Source organism: Marinobacter sp. E2 (assembly GCF_055755345.1).
Genome location: NZ_CM146911.1, coordinates 354,580 through 378,284, shown reverse-complemented (window position 1 = coordinate 378,284; position 23,705 = coordinate 354,580). Strand labels below are relative to the sequence as shown.

The 23,705-nt window shown below is 61.9% G+C and carries 21 protein-coding genes; 10 read left to right on the top strand and 11 right to left on the bottom strand.

Going from position 1 to position 23,705, the window contains the following annotated elements; genetic code table 11:
• Window positions 1-34: 34 nt before the first annotated feature.
• The 8 genes from AC0J1C_RS01620 to AC0J1C_RS01585 all read right to left on the bottom strand — a co-directional run bounded on the left by AC0J1C_RS01620 (window position 35) and on the right by AC0J1C_RS01585 (window position 7,628).
• Entirely contained in the window at window positions 35-409 is a 375-nt protein-coding gene (locus AC0J1C_RS01620; RefSeq protein ID WP_091990050.1) for a thiol-disulfide oxidoreductase DCC family protein, read from the bottom strand.
• Window positions 406-714, bottom strand: coding sequence for an antibiotic biosynthesis monooxygenase family protein (locus tag AC0J1C_RS01615; protein ID WP_091990047.1), 309 nt, complete (start codon window positions 712-714; stop codon window positions 406-408). The genes AC0J1C_RS01620 and AC0J1C_RS01615 overlap by 4 nt, the downstream gene beginning before the upstream one ends.
• A 138-nt stretch (window positions 715-852) precedes the next feature.
• On the bottom strand, window positions 853-1,893 hold the full coding sequence (locus tag AC0J1C_RS01610; RefSeq protein ID WP_473045337.1) for an extracellular solute-binding protein: 1,041 nt from the start codon (window positions 1,891-1,893) through the stop codon (window positions 853-855).
• Window positions 1,890-2,660: a spermidine/putrescine ABC transporter permease PotC gene (potC, locus tag AC0J1C_RS01605; protein WP_473045336.1), complete on the bottom strand. Its 771-nt coding sequence runs from the start codon at window positions 2,658-2,660 to the stop codon at window positions 1,890-1,892. Before potC ends, AC0J1C_RS01610 begins: the two co-directional genes overlap by 4 nt.
• Complete coding sequence (potB, locus tag AC0J1C_RS01600; RefSeq protein WP_473045335.1) at window positions 2,657-3,517, bottom strand: spermidine/putrescine ABC transporter permease PotB; 861 nt, start codon at window positions 3,515-3,517, stop codon at window positions 2,657-2,659. Before potB ends, potC begins: the two co-directional genes overlap by 4 nt.
• Window positions 3,510-4,634, bottom strand: coding sequence for a spermidine/putrescine ABC transporter ATP-binding protein PotA (gene potA / locus AC0J1C_RS01595; protein ID WP_473045333.1), 1,125 nt, complete (start codon window positions 4,632-4,634; stop codon window positions 3,510-3,512). Before potA ends, potB begins: the two co-directional genes overlap by 8 nt.
• A gap of 119 nt (window positions 4,635-4,753) precedes the next feature.
• A complete protein-coding gene (locus AC0J1C_RS01590; RefSeq protein ID WP_473045332.1) occupies window positions 4,754-5,824 on the bottom strand; it encodes a TRAP transporter substrate-binding protein in 1,071 nt (356 codons plus the stop codon).
• Window positions 5,825-5,951: 127 nt separating this feature from the next.
• Entirely contained in the window at window positions 5,952-7,628 is a 1,677-nt protein-coding gene (locus AC0J1C_RS01585) for a methyl-accepting chemotaxis protein (RefSeq protein WP_473045331.1), read from the bottom strand.
• 119 nt (window positions 7,629-7,747) lie between these two features.
• On the opposite strand from AC0J1C_RS01585, the gene AC0J1C_RS01580 reads away from it, so the two are divergent.
• A complete protein-coding gene (locus AC0J1C_RS01580) occupies window positions 7,748-8,119 on the top strand; it encodes a thiol-disulfide oxidoreductase DCC family protein (RefSeq protein WP_473045330.1) in 372 nt (123 codons plus the stop codon).
• Here AC0J1C_RS01580 and AC0J1C_RS01575 read toward each other — a convergent pair.
• Both AC0J1C_RS01575 and AC0J1C_RS01570 read right to left on the bottom strand, forming a co-directional pair.
• The gene (locus AC0J1C_RS01575; RefSeq protein WP_473045329.1) at window positions 8,116-8,337 is read right to left on the bottom strand and encodes a DUF3565 domain-containing protein; all 222 of its coding nucleotides are present in this window, start codon (window positions 8,335-8,337) and stop codon (window positions 8,116-8,118) included. The two genes, AC0J1C_RS01580 and AC0J1C_RS01575, sit on opposite strands and share 4 nt — an antisense overlap.
• Before the next feature lie 35 nt (window positions 8,338-8,372).
• Window positions 8,373-8,831: a YchJ family protein gene (locus AC0J1C_RS01570; protein WP_473045328.1), complete on the bottom strand. Its 459-nt coding sequence runs from the start codon at window positions 8,829-8,831 to the stop codon at window positions 8,373-8,375.
• 98 nt (window positions 8,832-8,929) lie between these two features.
• On the opposite strand from AC0J1C_RS01570, the gene AC0J1C_RS01565 reads away from it, so the two are divergent.
• Complete coding sequence (locus AC0J1C_RS01565; protein ID WP_473045327.1) at window positions 8,930-9,661, top strand: sulfite exporter TauE/SafE family protein; 732 nt, start codon at window positions 8,930-8,932, stop codon at window positions 9,659-9,661.
• An 8-nt stretch (window positions 9,662-9,669) separates the two neighbouring features.
• Here the strand turns inward: AC0J1C_RS01565 and AC0J1C_RS01560 are convergent, their stop codons facing one another.
• On the bottom strand, window positions 9,670-10,344 hold the full coding sequence (locus AC0J1C_RS01560) for a hypothetical protein (RefSeq protein ID WP_473045326.1): 675 nt from the start codon (window positions 10,342-10,344) through the stop codon (window positions 9,670-9,672).
• A gap of 152 nt (window positions 10,345-10,496) precedes the next feature.
• Between AC0J1C_RS01560 and AC0J1C_RS01555 the strand changes: the two genes are divergently transcribed.
• The 8 genes from AC0J1C_RS01555 (at window position 10,497) to pelG (ending at window position 23,697) form a co-directional block, all read left to right on the top strand.
• Window positions 10,497-11,861, top strand: a complete 1,365-nt coding sequence (locus AC0J1C_RS01555) for an HD-GYP domain-containing protein (RefSeq protein ID WP_473045325.1) — start codon at window positions 10,497-10,499, stop codon at window positions 11,859-11,861.
• A gap of 99 nt (window positions 11,862-11,960) precedes the next feature.
• Window positions 11,961-14,720 (top strand): bifunctional glycoside hydrolase/polysaccharide deacetylase family protein, encoded by a 2,760-nt coding sequence (locus tag AC0J1C_RS01550; RefSeq protein ID WP_473045324.1) that lies wholly within the window; start codon window positions 11,961-11,963, stop codon window positions 14,718-14,720.
• 3 nt (window positions 14,721-14,723) lie between these two features.
• Entirely contained in the window at window positions 14,724-17,897 is a 3,174-nt protein-coding gene (locus tag AC0J1C_RS01545) for a tetratricopeptide repeat protein (protein WP_473045323.1), read from the top strand.
• A 12-nt stretch (window positions 17,898-17,909) separates the two neighbouring features.
• On the top strand, window positions 17,910-18,485 hold the full coding sequence (locus AC0J1C_RS01540) for a hypothetical protein (protein ID WP_473045322.1): 576 nt from the start codon (window positions 17,910-17,912) through the stop codon (window positions 18,483-18,485).
• 4 nt (window positions 18,486-18,489) lie between these two features.
• Window positions 18,490-19,833 (top strand): PelD GGDEF domain-containing protein, encoded by a 1,344-nt coding sequence (locus AC0J1C_RS01535; protein WP_473045321.1) that lies wholly within the window; start codon window positions 18,490-18,492, stop codon window positions 19,831-19,833.
• On the top strand, window positions 19,830-20,816 hold the full coding sequence (locus AC0J1C_RS01530) for a HEAT repeat domain-containing protein (protein ID WP_473045320.1): 987 nt from the start codon (window positions 19,830-19,832) through the stop codon (window positions 20,814-20,816). The genes AC0J1C_RS01535 and AC0J1C_RS01530 overlap by 4 nt, the downstream gene beginning before the upstream one ends.
• Window positions 20,813-22,321: a GT4 family glycosyltransferase PelF gene (pelF, locus tag AC0J1C_RS01525; protein ID WP_473045318.1), complete on the top strand. Its 1,509-nt coding sequence runs from the start codon at window positions 20,813-20,815 to the stop codon at window positions 22,319-22,321. Before AC0J1C_RS01530 ends, pelF begins: the two co-directional genes overlap by 4 nt.
• A complete protein-coding gene (gene pelG / locus AC0J1C_RS01520; RefSeq protein ID WP_473045316.1) occupies window positions 22,321-23,697 on the top strand; it encodes an exopolysaccharide Pel transporter PelG in 1,377 nt (458 codons plus the stop codon). The genes pelF and pelG overlap by 1 nt, the downstream gene beginning before the upstream one ends.
• The last annotated feature ends 8 nt before the right edge of the window (window positions 23,698-23,705 follow it).

Here is a 23,705-nt window from a genome sequence, read left to right as displayed (position 1 = left end):
TATAGCGCAGGAGCATCGTTTTCAAGAGCTCTGCTCAGGGCATCCGGCCGGTTTTCTGCAGCCGTTTCATGACCATACGATGATAGATCCGGCTTAACACCGATCGGATAATGGGCAGGCCGATCAACCAGGCCAGCGGTTTCAGCAGTGGAACCCGGGACATCAAGAGAATATAGGCATCCAGTTCGCTGTGGATACGGCCTTGCGGATCCTCCACGTGAAGCTCCTTAAGCGCCATTGCCGGGTCGATGCCCCGGGCCTTGAGTTCTTCGTCCCGGCCCGTGATATCAACCCACTCCACCTGATCGGCCGCGCGACCCGCGAGCTTCTCATACTGGCGCCGGTCTCGACGGCAGCTGGGGCAGGCGCCGTCGTAGAACACCCGGATAGTGCCTTCAGATCCGGTCATTGCGGCTTCACCACCCATTCCGGATCCTCAAACTCCCCGATGGGTGTAATCTCCACGTAGGGCGCCGCGCTGCGGATGATGGCGGCCACCTCGGGATTGTGCTGCCCTTCCATGGCGTCCCGGTGTTCCTTGCTTTCCCAGGAAGCGATGGCAATGAGGGTATTGGGGTCGCCGATCTTGCGATGCAGCTCGGTGCCCCGGGCGCCGGGTGCCTGCTGGATAATCTCGCTCGCCCGCAGCCAGGCGTCGGCGTACTCTTCCGCGGTATGGCCCTCGCGGACATGCACTTCAAACAGGTATTTCATGAAAGCTCCCTGCCAACGATTCGGTGACGATGACCTCTGACTTGAGGTTAGAAGCGTAGACAGCGACTGTAAAATGACAACAGGCCCGCCTCCGGAAACGGAGCGTGGGCCTGATGTTGGAGGCGGATCAGGCCGGTCTTACTGACCGGACTTCAGCATTTCCCAGTACTTCGCGTAGATCTGCAGAGCATCGTCGCCGATATCGGTCTGGAACTCGGCGTTGATCATGTCCGTAGCGTTGGGGTAGCTGGCCCGGTTGTTGGCCACCTCATCAGGCAGCAGTTCCCGGGCCTCGAGATTGGGCGTGGCGTAGCCGATTTCCTCGCTGATCAGGGCAGAAATCTCGGGCTGCAGCACAAAGCTGATGAACTTGTGGGCCGCTTCCGGATTCTTGGCGTTCTTCGGAATCACGAAGCTATCCAGCCAGGCAATGATGCCCTCCTCGGGGTAGACGTACTTCAGGCTTTCCATGGTGTCCTGACCCATGACGGCCTCGCCGTTCCAGATCATGCCAACATCGGTCTCGCCTTCCAGATACGGCATGCGCGGCGCATCGGAATTGAAGGTACGCACCGACGGCATTAGCTCGGACAGCTTCTCGTACGCGGCCTCGATTTCCTCGGGGTTGGTGCTGTTGCCAGAGTAGCCCAGTACCCGGAGGCCCACATGGAAAACCTCGCGCATGTCGTTGGTGAGCATCACCCGACCCTCGAAGCGCTCGTCCCAGAGGTCTGCCCAGGCGTCAACCGGCTCGCCCTCCACATCGGCGGTATCCACCGCCAGGCCGGTGGTGCCCCAGAGGTAGGGAACGGAAAACTTGTTGTCCGGGTCGATGTCCAGGTTAACCAGCTCCGGATCCAGCGCATCGAAGCCCTCAATCTTGCTGCGGTCGATGGGCATCAGCAGGTCTTCCTGGCGCATCTTGCTGACGTAATAGGTGGAGGGCACCGCCAGGTCGTATGCGGCACTGTCGTCCAGCAGCTTCAGGCGCGCATACATGGCCTCGTTGCTGTCATAGGTGGTGTACACCACCGGTATGCCGGTTTCCTCGGTAAACCGGTCCAGGACTTCCTGGGGCATGTATTCGGACCAGTTGTACAGGTTGAGTACCTGGGGCTCTTCCGAGCTGCATCCGGTCAGTCCCACCGCCAGCATGCCGGCCAGTGCCAGTTTCTTCATCGTTTGCTCCTTATCAGAATCCATTGGGACAACATCAGCATAACCAGTGAAAACACCAGCAACAGTGTACCCAGGGCATTCACCTCGGGCTTCAGGCCCACCCGCACCATGGAATAGATGCGCAGGGGCAGAATTTCATAGCTCGGGCCACTCACGAAGGTGCTCACCACCACATCATCGAGAGACAGTGTAAACCCTAGCAGCCAGCCCGCCAGTAAAGCCGGCATGATCACCGGCAGCAGCACGGTGCGGGTCATGGCGAAATCGGAAGCCCCGAGATCCCGGGCGGCCTCCGGCAGGCTCTCGTCGAAACCGCTCAGCCGGGCCATCACGGTGATCACCACAAACGGCAGGCAGAAGGTCACGTGGGCCAGCAACAGGGACACATAGCCCAGCTGCACGCCCACCAGCAGGAACAGCGCCAGCAGGGAAATGGCCAAAACAATCTCCGGGGACATCATCACCACGAACAGCATGCCGTTGAGCAGCTTCTTGCCACGGAACCGGTACCGATGCAGGGCCAGAGCCGTAAGAGCACCGATCACCGTGGACACGGTGGCCGCGGACAGCGCCAGCCAAAGGGAATTCCACATGGCCGTCACCATGGCCCGGTTATTGAACAGGGCCTCGTACCAGCGCAGGCTGAGCCCGCCCCAGGCATAGCCGGTGCGGGATTCGTTGAAGGAAAACACCACCAACACCAGAATGGGCACGTACAGCAGCACGTATACCAGGCCGAGATAAGTGCGCGGCAACCAACGCGTCATTCGCTGCCCTCCTCGCCCAGACGCCGTTTGCTCAAACGATGGGCGAACATCAGGAACGCCATGGTGAGGGTGAGCACGATGCTGGCGGCAGCACCAAACGGCCAGTTGCGGGCATCGAGAAACTGGTTCTTGATCACATTACCCACCAGCAGGTTGCGGGAGCCGCCCAGAATATCCGGCACAAAGAACAGCCCCATGGCCGGGAGCAACACCAGCATGACACCGGCCACCACCCCGGGCAGTGTCAGCGGAACAATCACGTGGACAAAGGTGGCAAACCGGCCCGCGCCCAGATCCCGGGACGCCAGCAGCAGCTCTTCTCTTAAGTCCTCGAACACCGAGTAGAGCGGCAGGATCATGAACGGCAGGAGCAGATAAACCAGGCCGATGATCACCGCGCCCTCTGTGTAGAGCAAGCGCAACGGCTCTTCGATCACGCCCAGTGACATCAGGGCATTGTTCAGCAAACCGTTAGTGGCGAGGATCAGCTTCAGGGCGTAGGTGCGCACCAGGGAATTGGTCCAGAAAGGCACGATCAGCAGGAAGATAAGAATCAGCTGCCGCTGCTTGCCTACCCGGGACAGGGCCCATGCAAAGGGATAGCCGATCAGAAGGCACACGAGGGTGGTCATCACCGCCATGTACAGGGAGTGCAGGAACACCTCCAGGTACAGCGGATCGAAGAGCTGGCGATAGGCGTCGAGGTTCAGGGGCAGGGACAGGAACGAGACCGGATCCCGGGTCATCACACTGGCGCCCACCACCAGCAGGTTGGGCGCCAGCACCAGGAACAGCAGCCAGCCCCAGACCAGGGTCAGCACCGCGGTTTTGAACGGCTGCTGTCTCACACTATGCATCGGCCGGAAGGTCCTCTTCGGTGCCAACCTGTGCGTCTTCTTCGGGCAGCAGCCACTCCCAGCCCTCGACCCAACTCACCCGCACCGGTTCCCCAAGCCGGTAGTCGAAGGCCGGGTCGTCTTCGTCAAAGAACTCGCTGGCCAGCACTTCGGTGCCGTCGTCCAGATGAATCACCGAGTCCAGGGTGCTGCCCTTGTAGTTGCGCTCGACAATGCGGCCGGCAACTCCCTGCTGGTCCGAGGGCGCCAGCACCCGGATATCCTCCGGTCGCAGCAGAACGTGCAGACGCTGACCGGCATGCACGGGAAAATCCGGCCGACGGAGGTTCCGATTGAACCCGAGCACATCCACGGCAATGGCGTCTTCGCCAACCGACTCCACGGTGCCAGGAAAGAAATTGGTCTCACCCACAAAGCGTGCGGTAAAAAGGTTGGCAGGCCGCTCGTAGACCTCCCGGGGTGTGCCCAGCTGCTGCACCTGACCATCCCTTAGCACCACCACCCGGTCTGACATCGAGAGGGCTTCCTCCTGATCGTGGGTAACGAACACGAAGGTAATGCCAAGCTCCCGTTGCAGGCGCTTCAGCTCCACCTGCATGGTGCGACGCAGCTTGTAATCCAGGGCGGACAGCGGCTCATCAAGCAACAACAGTCGTGGCCGTTTGACCACTGCCCGGGCAATGGCCACCCGCTGCTGCTGACCGCCGGACAGCTGACGCGGCTTGCGCCGGGCGTAGTCCTGCAACTGAACCATCGCCAACGCTTCGTCGACCCGCTGGCGAATCTCGTCTTTCGGACGTTTCTCCATCTTCAGGCCATAGGCCACGTTATCGAACACCGACATGTGCGGAAACAGCGCGTAGTGCTGGAATACCGTATTCAGCGGCCGGTGTTCCGGCGCCGTGTGGGTGAGATCTTCCCCGGACAGACGGATGTGGCCCGTATCGGGGTGTTCGAAGCCGGCCATCAAACGAAGCAGGGTTGTTTTACCGCAACCGGACGGTCCCAGGAGGGTGATGAACTCGCCGTCGTAGATCTCCAGATCCAGTCCGTCGAGCACAATCCTGTCACCAAATTGTTTGGAGAGATTGCTCAGGGATAGCAGTGTCTGTTTCATCGGCGCTGCCCAAAGAATGAGCGGCCTATTTTTCCAGAAAGCTCCCCAAACAGAAAGGGGCAGCCGGGGAGGGAGCCGCGGTTTCCGGCCTCGACAGACCGGAAGCCGCGTATCAGGGATCAGTCTTCGGCGACGCTCTCGAGGTACGCCTTGTCAGAAATATTGGTCCACTGACGAACCTGCTGGAGGTAGTCGCGCTGGGAGTCAATGATTTCCTTGGCCAGCGGATCCTTCTCCGCCGCTTCGGCCAGCAGACGGTTGGTGGTTTTGCGCAAGGCGTCGATCACTTCTGGCGGGAAGACCTTGTGGGTAACGTCCGGATAATCCTCTTTCATCCGGTCCCAGGCAACACCGCTTGCGTGGGTGCTCTGGATATACATGTCGTAGGCCGCAGTGCGCATGGCAATTCTCAGGATTTCCTGAAGGTCTTTGGGCAGATTGTTCCAGCTTTTCTGGTTGATCAGAAACTGAACCTCGGCACCCGGCTCCTGCCAGCCGGAATAGTAGTACTTGGCGATCTGATGAAAGCCCATCTGGAAATCCAGGGCCGGACCAACCCACTCGACGGCATCAATGGTGCCCCGCTCGAGCGAGCTGTACAGCTCACCCGGTGGAATGTTAGTTACGGCAACACCCAGCTCAGCCATGACCTCACCGGCAAAGCCCGGCGTCCGCATCTTGAGACCTTTCAGGTCTTCCAGGGAGTTGATCTCCTTGCGGAACCACCCGCCCATCTGGTTACCGGTATTGCCGCCCGGGAACGACAACAAGCCATATGGCTCGTACACCTGCTGCATCAGCTCCATGCCGCCACCATGGTAGAACCAGGCGTACTGCTCCGGCGCGATCATGCCAAACGGCACCGTGGTGAAGTACATGGCATTGGGAATGGTGCCCTTGTAGTAATAGGACGCGGTGTGCCCCATGTCGTACTGGCCATTACGCACCAGATCGAAAATGCCAAAAGGCGCCTTGTGCTTGTTGGACGGATCAATCCGGATCTGCAGTCGACCATCGGACATGGCTTCGGCCATGTCGGCCATGTGCTCCACAGTTTCACCCAGAATCGGGGAATTGGGGCCCCAGGTCTGCGCAAGGCGCAGGGTGAAGGTTTCCTCGGCGACCGTGGACGCGCTGAAGGCGGTGGCGGCGGCCGCGACAGCCGCCATCAGGGTTTTTCGGATAGTCATGGTGTTGGCTTCCATTATTGTTGGTTTTTCAACAGTTCTTCCCGTTGCTGTCCCATCATAGCCTGCCAACGCGGAGGCGCCAATCGGCGCCAGGACGTCGCGACATGCCTGAGGGACGGTGCGACCCTCAGACCTTGAACTGCCCCACCAGCTCCCGCAGGCTCTCGCCCAGTCTTGCCAGTTCATGACTGGCTTCGTTGGTCTGGTTGACGCCCGTGTCACTGCGCTGGGCGGCATCAACAATCCGGATCACGTTCTGGTTGATTTCCTCGGCCACCTGGCTCTGCTGCTCGGCGGCGGTAGCAATCTGGGTGACCTGATCGTGGATCTGGCCCACCGAGGTTTCAATGGTGCGCAGGGCGTCCGTGGCGTGGTTGATCCGCTCAACCGTGGCGTCGGAGCTCTTGCGAGAGTTATTCATACGATCGACCGCCGAACGGGATTCAGACACAAAGCCGTTGATCATTTCGCGGATCTGGTCCGCGGATTCGGCACTGCGCTTGGCCAGTTGGCGAACCTCGTCGGCCACCACCGAGAAGCCGCGACCATGTTCGCCCGCACGCGCCGCCTCAATGGCCGCATTCAGAGCCAGCAGGTTGGTCTGCTCGGTGACCGCGTGAATCACATCCAGCACCTGCTGTATGTCGTCCGATTTCTCTGCCAGCGCGTCGATACTTCGAGCGGTATCTTTGATCTCCCCGGACAGCTGGTTAACGGCACCCTGGGCACTGCCGATGGTTTCGCCCCCTTCCCGGGCCATGCGATCTGCGTCCGAGGCTGCACTTTCCACTTCGTTGGCGTTGCCGGAAATCTGTTGGATGGTGGCCGCCATTTCGTTGATGGCCGAGGCAATCTGATCGGTCTCCGAGCCCTGCTCCTGTACTGACGCGCGGGTTTCATTTGCCACCCGGCTCAGTTCCTCCGCCGCGGAAGCCACCTGATCGGTGGTGGCTCCCACCTCACGGATGGTGTTCTGGATCTTGATGACAAAGGCGTTGAATCGCTTGCCCATTTCCGAGAGTTCATCGGTACCCTCATCCGGCAGGCGCTGGCGCAGATCGCCCTCGCCTTCAGCGATCTCCCGCATCATGGCACTCACATTCTTCAGAGGCACGGTCACGCTGCGCCCGACGAGCACACCAATCACCAGTGCAATCGCCACGACGACACAGGTCACCAGCAGGATGAAGCCGAGCGTCTTGGCCATGCTGCTTTCCAGCTTTTCCCTGGCGGCAGCCACTTGTCGGTCGATGTCGGTGATGTAAACCCCGGCACCAATCATCCAGTCCCAGTCCGGGATGAGAGTGGAGTAAGAAAGTTTGGGCTCCTCGTTGCCCGAGGCCGGATTCATCCAGGTATACCCATAGAAACCGTCGTTTTCTGCCGCGGCAAACAAGTCGCCCACCAGGCGCTTCAGCGTCGGATTGTTAGTGGGACCTTCCTTGGACGGATCGGGAGCGTAAGCTAGATTGTAGACATCGCGGGTGTAGGCAAACACGTAGTTGGTGTCATCAAAGCGGATCGACCGTAAGCGCTCGGCTGCGGCTTCCTTGGCTTCGGCCTCGCTCAGTGACGGATCGTTCTTGGCCTCGAGGACGACCGCCCGAGCCGCATCAATCAGGTTTTGAAGACCGGCCTTGCGCGCTTCCAGAAGACTGCTCTCAAGACGATGCAGCTCTTCTTCGCCGTTGGCCCGAATCTGGCTACCGGTAATCCATGCCAGGGTAGCTGCCGTAATGACTACTGGCACAATCACCGCTAATAGAAGGCGTGTGCGTATTTTCAGGTTGTTGAGAAGATTCATCGGCCGTGGCTCCTGGAGATTTTCTAATGCCGCGAATTATCCACATACACGCCAGGCCGATCAGTTCCAGATTGTTAACAAATATTTCAGTCGAAGCTTTTACCGCCACGGAGACCCCCATGGAACCCCGGTATGACACCCTGTTCTACGATGGTCAGTGCCCCCTGTGCGCCAGGGAAATCCGGACACTAAGAAAGCTACAGCGGGGTCACCTGATCTTTGCTGACATTCACGAACAGCGTGATGGAATCAGCACGCTGCCCAGTCATGAGAAGCTCCTCCGGCGGCTGCACCTGATGACCTGGACGGGGGAGTGGGTCATCGGTCTACAAGCCAATGTTCGCGCGTGGTCCCATACGCCCTTCGGGTTTCTGTTCCGACCGCTGCTCTGGCCCGGCATCCATGCAGTTGCATCGCGAATCTACGAGAACTGGGCAGACAGGCGATACGAGCGCAAATACGCCTGCGCCATCGGCCGGAAGGCAGCCTAGAGCCCGGGGGACGGCCGATCGTCCATCGGCGCGCCCTCGTCGCATTTGCGGCAATCCAGTTCATAACCCAGCATGGATTCGCGCCCCTGCACCGTCGTCACCCAGGGCCGGTTCACCCAGGGTGGCGTATGCCGCACATGCTGGTTGTGGCCACAGGCCAACTGCGCCACCCAATGGTTTTCGTGATCCCTGTGATAGCCGGTAATCGGTTGTTTCATAGACTTTGCATTCATTAAAACATCAGACTGGCAGATCAAAGGCAGCAGGCCTTGTATTTCCGGCCGCTGCCACAAGGGCAGGGATCGTTCCTTCCGGGCTTCCACTGACCCTCGCGGGTTTCGCCTCGCAGGTAGTACCAGCGACCGTCCTCCCGGGTAAAAAGGGATTCTTCTTCCAGGAAACCCCAGCCCTGGCCAAGGCGATAGACAGCCCGAAAATGCACCGTTCCGGTGTCATCGTTTTCACCGGAGCTCAGGATGTTCAGGGTGGTCCAGTGCGGGCTGCTGTCGAGCGAGAGGTCCGCAGGGCGGGTACTGTCGTGCCAGGTGTCCCGCAGATAATCCGGTAGACCCAGCACAAACGCCGAATACCGGGAGCGCATCAGTGCCTCGGGCGAGGGTGCAGGCTTGCCATGATGTAATGGCTGACAGCATTCTTTGTAGGCTTTGCCACTGCCACAGGGGCAGAGCCGGGTGTCTGAGTTCTGGGTCATCACGCCTCGGCGGGTTTCAGCTATGCTCGTTGCGGGCAGTGTATCAAGATCAAACCGGCGGCGCTCAAACCCCCTCTTCCAACCCACTGGTGATGCTGTTGACAGATATAACGCTGATACAGATTGTGCTGGCCAACCTGGCGCTGATGGCAGGTTCCTGCCTTCAAGGGGTTGCCGGCTATGGCATCGGCACCCTGGCCGCGCCCCTGCTGTTCCTGATCAGCCCGGTCCTGATTCCGGCGCCACTGGTTCTGAACGCCACCCTGCTGACAGTGTTCATGCTGGTGCGCAATCGCAGCGCACTGCAGATTCGGCAGGTGCGCTTCGCCATTGGCGGGGGCGTCGGCGGCGCCATCCTGGCGGCATTGACGTTATTGGTCATTTCCACCCGGGGCTTCGATGTGATTTTCGGGGGTCTGATTCTCCTGGCGGTGGCCCTGAGCATCGGGGGACGGAAACCAACCCTGAATGCCCGCAACAGCATCCTCGCCGGCGCCGCCTCCACCTACATGGGCACCATCACCGCGGTGGGAGGACCGCCAATCGCGCTGATCTACCAGAACGAGAAAGGGCCACTGGTGCGGGCCAACATGTCCGCCTTCTTTCTGGCCGCCAGTTTCCTCAGCCTGTCTGCACTCCTTACCTCCGGTTACCTGGGGAGGACAGAGCTTATGCTGTTTGTCGCCACATTCCCGGGGGTACTGATCGGTTTCTGGTTATCCGGCAAGCTGGTCAACCGCATGCCGTTCGAGGGGTTACGCCCGGTCATCCTGGGCGTGGCCGCAGTCGCCGGGCTGGCAGCGCTGGTCCGGGGCCTGCTCGCCCTCTGACAGGCGCCTTACCCGGCCCAGAGACGAACCCGGAAGCGGCTTTTGCGCCACAGCAAGGCTAACCACAGGGCGTGGGCGTTGATCAGGAAAGCGAGAATCCATTCGAAAGCATCATCCTTGCGGCTGTAAAACTCCGGCACCACGCCATTTAGAATCACCGAGAGGATGCCCACAGCCAGGGTCAACTGGCAAAGGTTCAATAACCGCGAACCCGGATTCGACCAGCGCGGATGACCGCGAAGCGCAGCGCTCACCAGCAACTCACAGATGAAGGTCAGGGAAAAATACAGGACCACACCCACCCGGCGGATCAGATTGAAACCGTCACCGGCGTGCCCCAGTGCCAGGGTGTATGCGGCCAGTGAAACACAGGCAATCAGACCCAGCCATGGAATCCAGACAACTCCGGCGGAATGGATGCCCAGCTGTCTCAGCCAGCGCCCGTTCAGCCACCAGAACAGGATGCCAAGCAGTGCCGCTGGCAGCATGGTGCCCTTGAAGATGAAATAGGAGGTGCCGTGCCGACCGGTCCGGCTGATACTGGTGCAGCTATCCCAGTAGGGTACACACAGCTCAACGTGGCCCTCGAGCACCGAGACCAGAAACGTGGTATGTATGGTCAAAAGTGGTATCAGGGCGGCGGCCAGCGCCAGCCACCAGAGATGGAAAAAACGATAATCCATCAGTCGTTAACCCCCTGAACAACATTGGCACGCAGGGGCGATCGAGCGCCCGCTATCCGAATGAACAACATTTGACCAGATTTTGCAATTGAGTCCATCCTGATCGGTGTATTTTGCACCAGAATGGTGTGGCAGGGCGCACGGGTGAGGATATGAGCGAACCCCATAAGGAAATCATAGAAAGCCAGATTGACGTGGCGGAGCTTGCCATTGGCATGCACGTTATCCGTCTCGACCGACCGTGGGAGGATACCGACTTTCTCCTTCAGGGCTTTGTGATCCGGGACCAGACCGAGATCGACGCGCTGCGAGCTCAGTGTGATTTTGTGGTCATCGAGGGGCGGGTCACCGGCTCGCGACGACCCGAACAGGAGCGGATCAAACCACCCCGACGCTCCGGCTTCATGGATCTGTTCCGCAAGAAAGCTCGCGCCACCCTCAATCCCACCCAGAGCCAGCCGGAGTCTTCGTTGCCCCGTAAACGGGTGACCTACATCAACAAGGTGGATGTTGGCCAGGAAATGGAAACCGCGGTACTCCGGTTTGAGGACGCTCAGCAAACCGCCAAAGCCATCATGTCCGGGCTGCGAGTCGGTCGGGCGCTGGATCTGAACAACGCACGCACCGTGGTCAACCAGTGCGTGGAGAGCGTACTGAGAAACGAGAATGCACTCCTGCTGCTGACCAAGATCAAACACCAGGACGAGTACACGGCCGAGCACTGCATCAATGTTTCAATTCTGGCGGCAGCCTTTGGCAAACATCTGGGCCTGCTTGAGGGCGAGATCCGGACCCTCGCCCTTTGCGGTCTGTTGCACGATGTGGGCAAAACCCGGATACCCGACAAGGTACTGAACAAACCGGGAGCGCTGACGCCGCAGGAGTTCGACGTGATGCGGCATCACACTACCCACGGCCGGGATATCCTGATGGCCACCGGGCGCTCGCTCAGTGCCGCCGTGGACGTTGCGTTCAGTCATCACGAGAGAATGGACGGGTCCGGCTACCCACGGGGCCTGAAGGCCCAGCAGATCCCCTACTTTGCCAAGATCATCGGTCTGGTGGATACCTACGACGCCATCACCAGCAACCGGGTCTACGACATGGGCCGGGCCTCCATGCAGGCGCTGGACATTATCCACAAACATCGGGGCGCCCAGTTCGATGAAGAGCTGGCCAACGCCTTCATTCAGATGATTGGCATCTACCCACCCGGCTCAATTGTTGAAATGTTGAATGGCGAGGTCGGCATCGTGGTCCAGAGCCACCCGAAGCACAAACTCAAGCCCAGAGTGCTGATGATCCGGGAGCCGGACAAGTCCCCAAAATCATCCTTTCAGGTTCTGGATCTGCAGTCCGGCCCGGTCGATAACGCCGGAACCACCTATCAAATTGCACGGGAAGTGCCGGATGGCACCTACGGCATCGTGCTGCAAGAATTCGTCGAGCAGGGCTTGATCGTATCGTCACCCGCCGAACCGGATAGCGACGATCCGGATTCCGAATCCGCGCCCTGACGAAACTTTCCGGGCGAAACTTCCGTAAACGTCTATACTTGCGGAGCCGTCGTCGTCCGACCTGGCCGGCTTGTTCCATTTACAGCATCGTCCCGGTAAATGATTCGAATCCACCTGCTGATCGTCGCCCTGCTTCTCAGTTTTCACGTAGTTCCGGCCCAAGCGTCCGCACCTGACAATGTTGCCTTTTACTACGGCCACGAAGCGCCCATCGGGGCCCTGTACGCCTACGACTGGGTGGTTTTGCAGCAGGGCCAGGCGTCCGATGCCCGCATCCAGCTCCTCAGGCAGGGCGGCACCCGACCGCTGAGCTACATCAGCGTGGGCGAGATCGCCCGCTCCCACCGCCTGTTCAAAACGGTTCCGGAGCATTGGATCCTGGGCCGCAATGCCGCCTGGAAAAGCTCAGTGCTGGATCTGCGCCTGCCGGAGGTCCGCCAGTTCATTCTTGAGCAGTTGATCGCACCTGCCATGGCCCGTGGGTTTCAGGGCCTGTTCCTGGACACCCTCGACAGCCATCTGCTCACCGAGCCGGGAAGAGCCGATGAAGCCGCCTTTGCCGAGGGGCAGGTCAGGCTTCTGGAGCGCATTCGTGCCCGCTGGCCAGAATCAACCATCGCGATCAATCGCGGATTTCATTTGCCGCCAGCCAGCCACCAGCTGGTGGACGCGGTGGCCTTCGAGTCCTGGCGGGGCGGCTACGACGCTGCCAAAAATCGTTACACCCGGCTCTCCGACGCCGACCGTGACTGGCTTCGCGAACAGCTCAACCGGTTCCAGCTCAGCCGCCCTGACCTGCCGCTGATTGCCATCGATTACCTGCCGGACGGCGCCCCGGCTGACGACCATGCCCGGCAGCTACGGTCCGAGGGTTTCATTCCCTACATTTCCAATGGCGACCTGACCCGGCTTGGGCCGGCGAGTCCCGGCGTCGTCAAACGGCATGTTCTGGTGGTTCACGACCTGGCGCCTGCCGATATGGCCCAGAGCGCTGCCCACCGGCGGCTCGGCATTGTGCTGGAACGCCTGGGTCTGGTGCCGGTATACCGCTCGGCCCAGGCGCCGCCGCCCACAGAACCACTGGATGACCGCTACGCCGGCGTGGTGATCTGGTGGGAAACCGGCACCCGCCAGCCAGGCTTCTGCCAATGGCTCCAGGGCCGCCAATCGGAAACCCTGCCAGTGGTCACCTTCGGATTGCCGCCGGTGCAGCAGGCGTGTCAGGCCCTGCTGGCAACCCGGACCATGGCTGTCCCTGAGCCACCGCTCGCCTTTGGTGAACGGCACGCGTCTGTCGGCAAATACGAGGGCGGTCGTCTGCCTCTGGCGCCCCTGAACCCGCTGCCCACGATGACCAACGGCACCGCCTGGCTGACCGCCAGCAGCAATGGCCACCAATACCACCCCATTTACACCTTTGCCGGCGGCGGTGCCGCGCTCGCGCCTTTCGTGCTGGAGACTGGCCCGGATGACGAAGCCTTCTGGCTGTTCAACCCGTTCGAGTTCCTGAGGGAAGCGCTGAGCCTTGATCACTTTCCGGCAGCCGACAGCACCACGGAGGCCGGTCGACGAATCCTCACCGCTCACATTGATGGCGACGGCCTGGTCTCACGGGCCGAACTGCCGGGCAGCCCATTGAGTGCCGAGGTGATCCTGAATCGCATAATCGCCCGCTACAACGTTCCGCACACGGTATCGGTGATTGAGGCAGAAACCGCCCCTGAGGGGCTCTATCCGGCCATCAGTGGAGAAGCCGAGGCACTGGCACGGCGTCTGTTCCGGCAGGGCAATGTGGAGATTGCCTCCCACACCTACAGCCATCCGTTTTTCTGGTCTGCCATCGACGGTGGCAAAGCGCCCAGAGCGGAAAACACACTGTATGGCTATGCCCTCGACATCCCGGGCTACACGCCGTCACTTGAGCGCGAGATTGTCGGGTCCGTTGCCTATGTGGACCGCAGGCTTGCACCGCCGGACAAGCCGGTTTCCGTTTTCCTCTGGACCGGTGACGCCCGGCCTGGGGAAAAGGCCCTGGCCATGGTCCGGGAACTGGGGCTGGTCAATGTCAACGGCGGCGACACCCATCCCATGCCCTACGAATCGGGACTGGCCGGTACCTGGCCCGACGCACGACCTGTCGGCGACGAGCTCCAGATTTACGCGCCCGTGATGAACGAGAACGTCTATACCAACCTGTGGACGGGCCCCTTCTATGGCTTCCGCAACGTGATCGACACGTTTGAAATACTGGAAGCCCGGGGCCGACTCAAGCCCGTGGGGATCTATTACCACTTCTATTCCGGAACCAAGCCCGAGGCCATCTCCACGCTTGAGGAGATCTACCGCTACGCCCTGGATCAACCGGTCACGCCGCTGTTCCTGAGCGATTATGCCCACCGCGTGCAGGCGCAGTACTATTCAGCGCTCACCGTTGGCGACGACGGCGGCTTCGCATGGCGCGGCCTGCAGGTACCCCGGACGGTGCGACTGACCGGCAACCTCTATCCGGACCTCAAGCGCAGCGTCGGTGTGGCGGGCTATAACGACGTGTCCGGGCAGCGCTTTGTGCACCTGTCAGGCCCTGAGGCCCGGCTCTACCTGACGCCCTCGCCAGCCGCCGGACCCTATCTGCAGAGCGCAAACGCCACGATCGACTATTGGCAACGCCGCCGCGAAGGCAACGCCTGGCGTTTGAGCGGGCAGTTTACCGGTCATCGCCCCCTGGAGCTGATCGTGGCCGGCACCGCGCAATGCCGGATAATCGGTAGCCCGGGTATGGCCCAGAAGAGCGCATCCGGAACCGTGACCCTGACCACCAAAACAGCGACAGCCGGCCAGGTTGAGCTGGAGTGCCGGTAACCGATGCAGCAACGTCGACCGTCCTTTTTCAGTCTGCCTGCCCTGTTGGTGATGGGGGTGTTGCTGGCCCTGGTGCTGTACATTCTGTTTCCCAGGCAGGCAGCCTTTGATGACCTGCGTTACCTGGAAAATCCGGACGCGGTTTCCATTGCGTACCTGGAAACCCTGCTGAAATCCGATCAGGACAACACCCCCCTTCGCATCAACCTTGGCCGCATGCAGCGCCAGGCCGGGCAGCTGGACAAGGCCAGGAAGACGCTTGCGCCCTTGCTTGATGAGGCTCGGGTGCCCTCGAGAGCCATGGAGACCTACCTGGAACTGCTCGTTGACCAATACAACGCGGCATCCGGAGAAGAGCTCCGTGAAGAGGTGCGCAACGAACTCGAGCGGGCCCTGCAACGGCTGGTCGAATCCGATTACCCGTTGGAACGAAAGCTGTCGCTGGCAGAACGCCCGTTGACACTACTGGCGGCCGGGCAACAACTGGCTATCCGGGAACGGCTGTTCGAGCAGGCCACGGGCAAGAACCGCGTGGCCCTGGCCCAGGAGCTGGCGCAGCTGTACGAAAGCATGGGCGAGCCGGCACGGGCCGTTGCCATCCTCGAATCGGTACTTGGCCAGGTGCCTGCCGCGCAGCAGGACCGGTTTGCCGACAATCTTATACGTCTGGAACTCGCCGCCGGCCGACCCGGCCGGGCCCTGGACCTGTTCCGTCAGCGTTTCCCCTCAGGCCCCACGACCTCCGAACAGTTGCGGGAAGGTATCCGGCTGGCGAACCTGGCCGGCGACGACAATCTCAGCCGTCAGTGGCTTGGCGCACTAGCCCGCGCCGAGCCCGGTGACCTCGAGGTTCAACGCCGGTGGCTGCGTACCCAGCTCGGCACCGGCGACATCAAGGGGGCACTGGCAACACTTCGGGTCATGGAGCGTCAGCCCAACCAGCTGACCACCGAAGACCGGGTTCTGGCGGCCCAGATTCTCGAGTGGAACGGCAAACCCACCGAGGCTCTGGCCTACTGGCGCGACGTCTATCGCACCAGCGGTTCTGACCAGGCGTTTGCCCGAGCCACCGCGCTGGCCCGGGAGCTCTTCCTGTGGGAGCCGCTGGTATCGATTCTCGAGCTCGCCCGTGAACGCAGGCAACTGGGCGCCGACGGATACCGGCAGCTGGCCGATAGCCTGGTGCGGCTGGGTCAGCTGGACCTGGCCGAGGCCCGTCTGCGGGAGGGCATGGCCCGTTACAGGGGAGACCAACCCTTACGAGAGCGCCTGCTGGCCCTGCTGATCAACCGCCGCAAACTGCCAGAGGCCATCAGCCTGATGGAATCGGCGCCCTCGCTTTCGCCCCGGGAGCAGGTGGAACTGGCCAGACTCTACTGGCGAACCCGCGACCCGGAAAGCGCATTCGAACGGCTGCGCTCGCTGGAAACGGACGACCCGGAACTGCAAGCCGAGGCGGCGACCCTGCGCCTTGAGCTGGCCACGCTTCTTGGCCGAACCGACTTCCTGCAGGCCGAATACCGCCGGCTCGCCAATCTGCCGGTAGCGTCGCTGGCGCCCGCTCAGCAGGAGCAGCTGCTGAACCTTGCGGTAATGTTCAACGACTACCCTGAAGCCCTGCGGCTGGCCCGCGGGCGCTTCGAATCCACCGGCGAGCCGCGCTATCTGGCAGCCATAGCGGAATATCAGTTCGCGCTTGGCGACTGGGACGGCCTGGCAGACACCCTTGAGCGCTGGCAACAGCGCCAGGGCGCCGCCAGCAATCCCCGCTACTGGACCCTGAAGGCGCTGCTGCACCAGGAGCGCAATGAAGACGATGCCGCCGCAGCCGCGTTCGAGACGGCGGCGACACTGGCTCCGGAGAACACCGAGGCGTTGATCAGTTGGGGCTGGTTCCTTGCCGGGCATCCGGAGCGCCAGCCCGGGGCACTGCCAGACCTGCTGGCCCGGCTCTCAAACAACCCCTCACCCGAGGCTTACGGCCTGCTGGCCTGGGGCTATCAGGCTCTGGGTGATGAAAAACGCGCCCTGGCCTGGCTGGGCCGGGGCAGGGATGCCCACGGCAACAACGGCGAATGGCTGCTGGCGATGGCGCCCCTTGCCGAACAGAACGGAGCCATGGCCGAAGGCAGCGCGATGCGACGGCAGGCGGTTGCCCTGGGTGAATACCCCAGGAAACGCTCTGCCACCGACATTCTGTACCCGCCCCCCTCGCCGACGGGGGAGGTCTTAGGGCCTCTCTATCGCTTCAACAACCGGGCCGTACAGGCCGGCATCTCGGCCCGGGACCTTGGCAACTTCTCGGTCCACGGTACCGGTGTTCGGGGGCAGTTCAGCCACGACCGGCTGCGTTGGCTGTTCAGCGCCGAAAGCCTGAAAGCAAGGAACCGGGGTTTGCTGAGGGCCGCGCCGAACACCGGCCAGGATGTCCGGCTTCAGGTGCAGAACAACAACGCCAATACGCTGCTGACCTTCAGCCTTGCCCAGCTCACCGGTTATGGCGGCACCCGTACTGCTGGCAGTGCCGAGATCACCGGCCAGCCCGGGGACCGGTTCTCCCTGAGCGCCGGCGTGGCCGTGGCCGAACGCGCCTACGACAGCGCCGAAGCCTGGTGGCTGAGCAACCGGGATGCCCTGTATGCAGGCTTGCAGTATCGTCCCTTTCCCCGGCTGGAACTGACTGGCCGGCTTGAGCAGCTCGGGTATCAAAGCAATACCGGCGGCTCTCTGGGCGCGGGCCTGGGATTTGATGCCACCGGCACCTATACGCTGTTTCATCAGGATCCGGCCTGGCAGGTTTCGCTGGGCTATCGGCGCCAGACCCTCGACCTTGCCAGCGAACTGGATGCCCGAACCGCCGACGCCTTTTCCGGGCCAGCGTCGCCCGGCACTCTTCTGGCCGAGGACTACGAGCGCATCGGCCTGACGACAAGATGGCAGCATGGCGAGCCCGGCGCCCTCTACCGGACAACGCCGGAGCCGCGATATTTTGTCGGACTGGGCGCCGGTTATGTACTATCCACCTCGAGTCCCGATTTTGGCATCGACATCGGAGTCGGCTGGCGAGTGGTGGGTGACGACGATCTGGCGCTCTCGCTCGGTTACACCTCGGACGGTCTGGACGGCAACAGCCGGACGGATCTCAACCTCACTTACACTCTGTACTTCGGTCGCTGAAGGAGACCCGTGATGACCCCTCGACTCGCTCTGAATCTTCCACTCACCGGTCGTTGCACCCGCCTGGCACTGGTATCGCTGCTGGCCCTGGTGTGGCTCTCGGGCTGCTCGGTCATGCACAGCCAGCAGGGCACCGCGCCGATTGAACTGGACAGCCAGTTTGCAGTGATTCCCCTCACCAACCTCTCCCAGACACCCCAGGCCGGCGACCAGGCGGCCAGCATCCTGAGCGCGCTGCTGCGGGCCCGCGGGGCATCAGAGGTGGAACTGTACCTGCCAGCGGACGAGAACCCGCTGGCCTATGACAACCGTGCACGCCAGCAGCAGGCCACAGCACAGGCACTGGAAAGTGGCGCCGACCTGATCGTGGTCGGCACGGTGGACGAGTGGCGTTACAAGAACGGCCTGGACGGGGAACCGGCGGTGAGCATCACCCTGGAAATCCGAGATCCAGCAGACAGTACCGTGGTCTGGTCGGGCACCGCGGCCCGCACCGGCTGGGGCCGCGAGGGCCTGGGTGTGGCCGGTCACAAAGTACTCCAGTCGCTGATCGAAGCAGCACCGTTTACCGCTGGCGCCGGGCAGTAAACCCATGAGCGAAGTGCCGGCGAACCAGTATGAGCCAGAGGATAGCCAGAGCCAGCCGGCGCCGGCATGGCTGCGCTGGCTTGAAACGCTGGCAGTCACCTCACTGTTTCTGGGCCTGGGGGCCTGGAACCGGCCGGAAGATCCTTTTTACCTGACCGGCAATTTCCCCTGGCCTGCCCTGGCACCGGTGCTGGCCGGCCTGCGCTACGGCTTTTTCACTGCCCTGGTGTCGGCCCTTCTGGTGCTCGGTGCCCTGGGCATGAGTTACCGGATGGGGCTGGTCCCCGTTGCCGACTTCCCCTACGTCTGGTGCATCGGCGTGCTGGCCTTCAGCCTGCTGGCGGGTGAATTCCGGGATTTCTGGGGACGGCGGCTCGAGAAGCTCGAGGCCAGCAACCGTTACCGGGAGGTGCGCCTCGAGGAATTCACCCGCAACTTCTACCTGCTCAAGGTCTCCCATGACCGCCTCGAGCAGCAGATTGCCGGCAGCACCGGCAGTCTTCGGGAAGCGTTGCGGAGGCTGTACCAGGAAACGGCCTACGCCCGGGGCGCCGGGCTCACCCAGGAAACCGGTGAGCTGCTCCTGAACATGCTGATCCGCTACGGCCAGTTGCAGAGCGCGGCAATCTATCCGGTGGTTGGCCCAGGACTGGCAGACACCCCGATTGCCCACATCGGCGCCTTTCACGACGTTCGGCCAGACGACCCGCTGCTCATGCACGCGGTGGAAGAGAAGAAGCTGGTATCGATACAGACCGAATACCGTGACAAGCTGTCGGATCTGGACACCGATCTTCTTCTGGCGCTGCCGCTGATAGATTCCCGCCAGACCCTGATCGGCATGGTCGCGATCAAGGCGATGCCGTTCTTCAATTTCCAGCCTCGCACACTCCGGCTGCTGGCCATCCTGACAGGACACATGGCCGACATGATTCAGGAGCAGCAACAGCAACCGGATGCCGCCACCGCCGAATGGCGTCATTTCCTGTTCCAGTTGAGCCGGTCCAGCCACGATGTCGCCCAACACGGCCTCCCCGCGTCGCTGATTCGCCTGGGCTTTGCTCAGGATGGCCCGTTTGAGCGGGTCGCTGAACGGGTACAACGGCTTCGCAGGGGGCTGGATGTAATCGCCGAGCTGCCCGCAGAGCTCGGTAAAGGCCTCGCCCTGCTGCTGCCGCTGACCGACGAACTTGGACAGGCGGCCTATCTGCAGCGACTGGACGAGGATCTCCGGGAGCACACCGGCCAGACTCTCGCCGAGCAGGCCGAGGTGCGCACCGGCATGGTCAGCGGCAACCCCGATGGCAACGCCTGGCTGACGGCCGCCAGGGGGGTGGACGCACCGTGACCAGCACCTGGCTCACCCTGCTGGCGCTGGCCCTCGAAGCCGGCGGCATAGCCGCACTGGCCTCGGCGTTACCGGCGACTCCGGCACTGGCCGGTTACCTGTTCGCCCACGCCCTGGCCTGCGGCCTGCTGACCCTGGTTCTTCTGCCGCTCCTGCCGCCACGGTATCGGGGCCGGGTTCTCAGGCCGGCCCTGTTCCTGTTCACCCTGCAGTTTGCCATTCCGTTTATCGGCAGCCTTGGCGTGTTCACCGGTGTTCTGATGGCCCTGTATCTGCCCCGCGTTGAACGGGACGTGCCCTGGCAGAAACTGGCGATACCCGAGCTACCGTTTCAGCCGGTCAACATGGATCAGCAGGTCATATACAGTGAAGGCGGGCTGCGCCAGATCCTCCGGGAGGCGGGCAGTATCGACAAACGCCTCAAGGCCCTGCTGGCAACGCGGCAAATGGCGGAGCGGGACGCCGTGGAACTGCTGCGCGAAGCCCTGAAAGACCCGGCGGATGACGTCCGGCTGCTGGCCTACTCGATGCTGGAACAGAAAGAAAAGGCCCTGGCCAGCCAGGCACGCCGGCTGCAACTGGAACTGGAATCGCCCGAGATGGACGAGGAACCCAGACTGAAACGCCGGCTCGCCCAGGTGTGGTGGGAAATGGCCTACCTCGGGCTCGCCCAGGGAAGCCTGCGAAGCTATTACCTGACCAGCGCCCGCCGCCTGCTGCAGGAGTTGACCGACCGATTCTCCATGCACAACGACTGGCGGCTTCTTGGACGTATTGAGCTGGATATGGGCAACATCATTGCCGCCAAACGCGCCTTCGACTTCGCGGTGGAGAAAGGCGCACCCCAGGAACTGATTCTCCCGTACCTGGCAGAAGTGGCCTTTCTGGAGCGAGACTTCCAGAGGGTTCGTTACTTTCTCGCCAGCCTGGCACGCCATCGTCCACACCCGAGGCTCCGGACGCTGATCGAGGGCTGGCTATGAAGACGAACATTACCCTGCTGCTGGAAGGTACCTACCCGTTCATTCGGGGTGGTGTGTCGTCCTGGGTTCACCAGATCATTACCGGATTGCCCGACTACAGTTTCTCACTGGTTTTTCTCGGCGGCGACCCGGCCCACTACGGCGAGCAGCAGTACCGCTTGCCCGAGAACGTAAAGCACCTGGAATGCCACTACCTCATGGATACCCGGGCGCCACACAAGCCCACCGCCCGCCGTGGCAATGCCGAGGCGTTTCGCCACCAGCGCGCGCTCCATGAGCAGTTCCGGGCGGGCACGCCGGTGCCGCCGGATGTCCTGCACGAGGTGTTCCGAAGCCTCGGCACCCGCAAGGGCATCAGCCACGAGGACTTCCTGTACAGCGAAGAAAGCTGGGCAATGATTGGTGACAGTTACCAGAAATTCTGCACCGAACCCTCGTTCGTCGATTACTTCTGGACCATCCGGATCATGCATTCGCCGCTGTTCCAGCTGGCTGACATTGCCCGCAAACTGCCCGACACCGGCATGGTGCACAGCATATCCACCGGCTACGCCGGGCTTCTGGGAGCCATGGTCAGCGAGCAGCGGAGCATTCCTTTCGCACTGAGCGAACATGGCATCTACACCAAGGAGCGCAAGATTGACCTGTCGCAGGCCGAGTGGATTCGCGACCCCAGCGACCAGGTCAGTGCCAACATCAACGACCAGCTCGGCTACATACGCCGACTCTGGATCCGGTTTTTCGAGGCCCTGGGCCGACTCACCTATCAGCAGGCAGACCCGATTGTGTCTCTCTACCGGGGCAATCGCGACCGCCAGCTGGCCGACGGCGCGCAACGGGAGCGCACCCGGATCATCCCCAACGGTATTGACCCCACGCGTTTCGCGGCCGCCCGGGCCGCGCGCCCCGAGGCCATCCCGAAGGTTCTCGGACTAGTGGGCCGGGTGGTGCCGATCAAGGACATCAAGACCTTCATCCGGGCCATGCGCTCCGTGTGCGAGGTGGTGCCGGATGCCGAGGGCTGGATTGTCGGACCTGAGGACGAGGACCCGGTGTACGTGTCCGAATGCCGGGAGCTGGTCGAAAGCCTGGGCCTTGAAGGGCAGGTGCGGTTTCTGGGGTTCCAGAACGTCAACGACATCCTGCCAAAGCTGGGCCTGATGGTACTGACGTCGATTTCCGAGGCACTGCCGCTGGTGATCCTGGAAGCCCATGCCGCCGGCCTGCCCTGCCTGGCCACCGACGTAGGCGCATGCCGCGAACTGTTGGAAGGCATGTCACCGGAAGATCAGGCCCTGGGCCGCAGCGGCTCGGTGGTGCCGATTGCCGACCCCGAGGCCACCGCCCGGGAAGCCATCCGCCTGCTGCTGGATGAACGGCTCTGGTACCAGGCCCAGAAGGCCGGCCTGGAACGGGTGCAGCGTTACTACACCCTGGAGAGTATGTTTGGCGCCTACCGGGAGGTTTATGACGAGGCACTTCGGGCAATGGAGGATCGTCGCTGATGGCGGGCATTGGCTTTGAGCTGCGCCGGATCCTCAAGCGCGACAGCTTTACCGGACTGCTCGGCGCCTATGGCCTGGCTGGCGTGATCAGCTCGGGACCCTGGGTGCTGTCGGTGCTGGGCGTCATGCTCATCGGTATCGTCAGCTTCAATCTGGCGGTGGCCGGATCCGATGTAGTGCAGTTCCTGGTCTCGGTGACCTATCTGATGGCGGTGTCGCTGACGCTGTCGGGCCTGTTCCAGCATGTCTTCACCCGCTGGGTGGCAGACCGGCTCTATGAACAGAACCGGGGGCAGATCCTGCCCAACCTGATGGGCGTCATCTGGGTGTCGACATTGCTTGCGCTGGCCGTGGGCCTACCGGCGGTACTGTTGCTTTTCCCCGGCACCAGCAGCCTGTACAAACTGCTGATGCTCGCCAACTTCGTGGTGCTCTGTAACCTGTGGCCGGTGACCATCTTCCTCTCGAGCATGAAGTCTTACCGCCGGATCGTGGTGATTTTCGCGCTGGGCTACGCCACCGCCATCACCGCGTCGCTACTGTTTGCCCGGTTTGGCCTGGAAGGTCTGCTGGCGGGGCTGCTGCTGGGCCACAGCCTGCTGTTCTTCAGCTTTTTCTACACCATTATCCGCCAGTACCCCGGCGACGAACTGATCCGCTTTGATTTCACCCGCCGCCGGCAGATCTTTCCCACGCTGATCTTCACCGGCCTGCTGTTCAATGCCGCCGTCTGGGCGGACAAGTTCATTTTCTGGTTTCATCCGGACACCTCCCAGCCGATCATCGGCGCCCTGCGCGCCTCGGTCATCTACGACCTGCCCATCTTTCTCGCCTACCTGGCCATTATTCCGGGCATGGCGGTGTTTCTGGTGCGCATGGAAACGGACTTTTCGGAAGCCTACGACCGCTTCTACAACGCCGTTCGGGACGGCGACACCCTGGCGCGGATCAGCGGTTTTCGCAATGACATGGTACTGGTGGCACGCAACGGGATTTACGAGATCTGCAAGGTTCAGGGGCTGACGGTGATCATCCTGTTCCTCTGGGGCGAACAGCTCCTCGCCGCCATCGGCATTTCCACGCTCTATCTGCCGCTGTTCTACATCGACCTGGTGGCGGTGAGCATCCAGCTCATCCTGCTGGCCATACAGAACGTGCTGTTCTACCTGGATGCCCGGGGCATCAACGTCAGCCTCTGCGTGCTGTTTTTTGCCACCAACATCCTGTTCACCTTCACCACCATAGAACTGGGGGCGGCCTTCTACGGCTACGGCTACGCCGGCGCAACTCTGGTGTCCGCGCTCGCAGGCCTGGCGCTGCTATCCCGAAAGTTCGACCGACTGGAGTACGAGACCTTCATGCTTCAGGGCCGTTAAGGCTCCCG

What these genes read in the sequence shown, in the direction of transcription:
- AC0J1C_RS01590 (WP_473045332.1), bottom strand. Translation starts at nt 5,824, where the DNA reads ATGACTATCCGAAAAACCCTGATGGCGGCTGTCGCGGCCGCCGCCACC.
- pelF (WP_473045318.1), top strand. Translation starts at nt 20,813, where the DNA reads ATGAAGACGAACATTACCCTGCTGCTGGAAGGTACCTACCCGTTCATT.
- AC0J1C_RS01610 (WP_473045337.1), bottom strand. Translation starts at nt 1,893, where the DNA reads ATGAAGAAACTGGCACTGGCCGGCATGCTGGCGGTGGGACTGACCGGA.
- AC0J1C_RS01550 (WP_473045324.1), top strand. Translation starts at nt 11,961, where the DNA reads ATGATTCGAATCCACCTGCTGATCGTCGCCCTGCTTCTCAGTTTTCAC.
- AC0J1C_RS01555 (WP_473045325.1), top strand. Translation starts at nt 10,497, where the DNA reads ATGAGCGAACCCCATAAGGAAATCATAGAAAGCCAGATTGACGTGGCG.
- AC0J1C_RS01620 (WP_091990050.1), bottom strand. Translation starts at nt 409, where the DNA reads ATGACCGGATCTGAAGGCACTATCCGGGTGTTCTACGACGGCGCCTGC.
- pelG (WP_473045316.1), top strand. Translation starts at nt 22,321, where the DNA reads ATGGCGGGCATTGGCTTTGAGCTGCGCCGGATCCTCAAGCGCGACAGC.
- AC0J1C_RS01560 (WP_473045326.1), bottom strand. Translation starts at nt 10,344, where the DNA reads ATGGATTATCGTTTTTTCCATCTCTGGTGGCTGGCGCTGGCCGCCGCC.
- AC0J1C_RS01540 (WP_473045322.1), top strand. Translation starts at nt 17,910, where the DNA reads ATGACCCCTCGACTCGCTCTGAATCTTCCACTCACCGGTCGTTGCACC.
- potC (WP_473045336.1), bottom strand. Translation starts at nt 2,660, where the DNA reads ATGACGCGTTGGTTGCCGCGCACTTATCTCGGCCTGGTATACGTGCTG.
- AC0J1C_RS01575 (WP_473045329.1), bottom strand. Translation starts at nt 8,337, where the DNA reads ATGAAACAACCGATTACCGGCTATCACAGGGATCACGAAAACCATTGG.
- potB (WP_473045335.1), bottom strand. Translation starts at nt 3,517, where the DNA reads ATGCATAGTGTGAGACAGCAGCCGTTCAAAACCGCGGTGCTGACCCTG.
- AC0J1C_RS01545 (WP_473045323.1), top strand. Translation starts at nt 14,724, where the DNA reads ATGCAGCAACGTCGACCGTCCTTTTTCAGTCTGCCTGCCCTGTTGGTG.
- AC0J1C_RS01570 (WP_473045328.1), bottom strand. Translation starts at nt 8,831, where the DNA reads ATGACCCAGAACTCAGACACCCGGCTCTGCCCCTGTGGCAGTGGCAAA.
- AC0J1C_RS01615 (WP_091990047.1), bottom strand. Translation starts at nt 714, where the DNA reads ATGAAATACCTGTTTGAAGTGCATGTCCGCGAGGGCCATACCGCGGAA.
- AC0J1C_RS01535 (WP_473045321.1), top strand. Translation starts at nt 18,490, where the DNA reads ATGAGCGAAGTGCCGGCGAACCAGTATGAGCCAGAGGATAGCCAGAGC.
- AC0J1C_RS01585 (WP_473045331.1), bottom strand. Translation starts at nt 7,628, where the DNA reads ATGAATCTTCTCAACAACCTGAAAATACGCACACGCCTTCTATTAGCG.
- AC0J1C_RS01580 (WP_473045330.1), top strand. Translation starts at nt 7,748, where the DNA reads ATGGAACCCCGGTATGACACCCTGTTCTACGATGGTCAGTGCCCCCTG.
- potA (WP_473045333.1), bottom strand. Translation starts at nt 4,634, where the DNA reads ATGAAACAGACACTGCTATCCCTGAGCAATCTCTCCAAACAATTTGGT.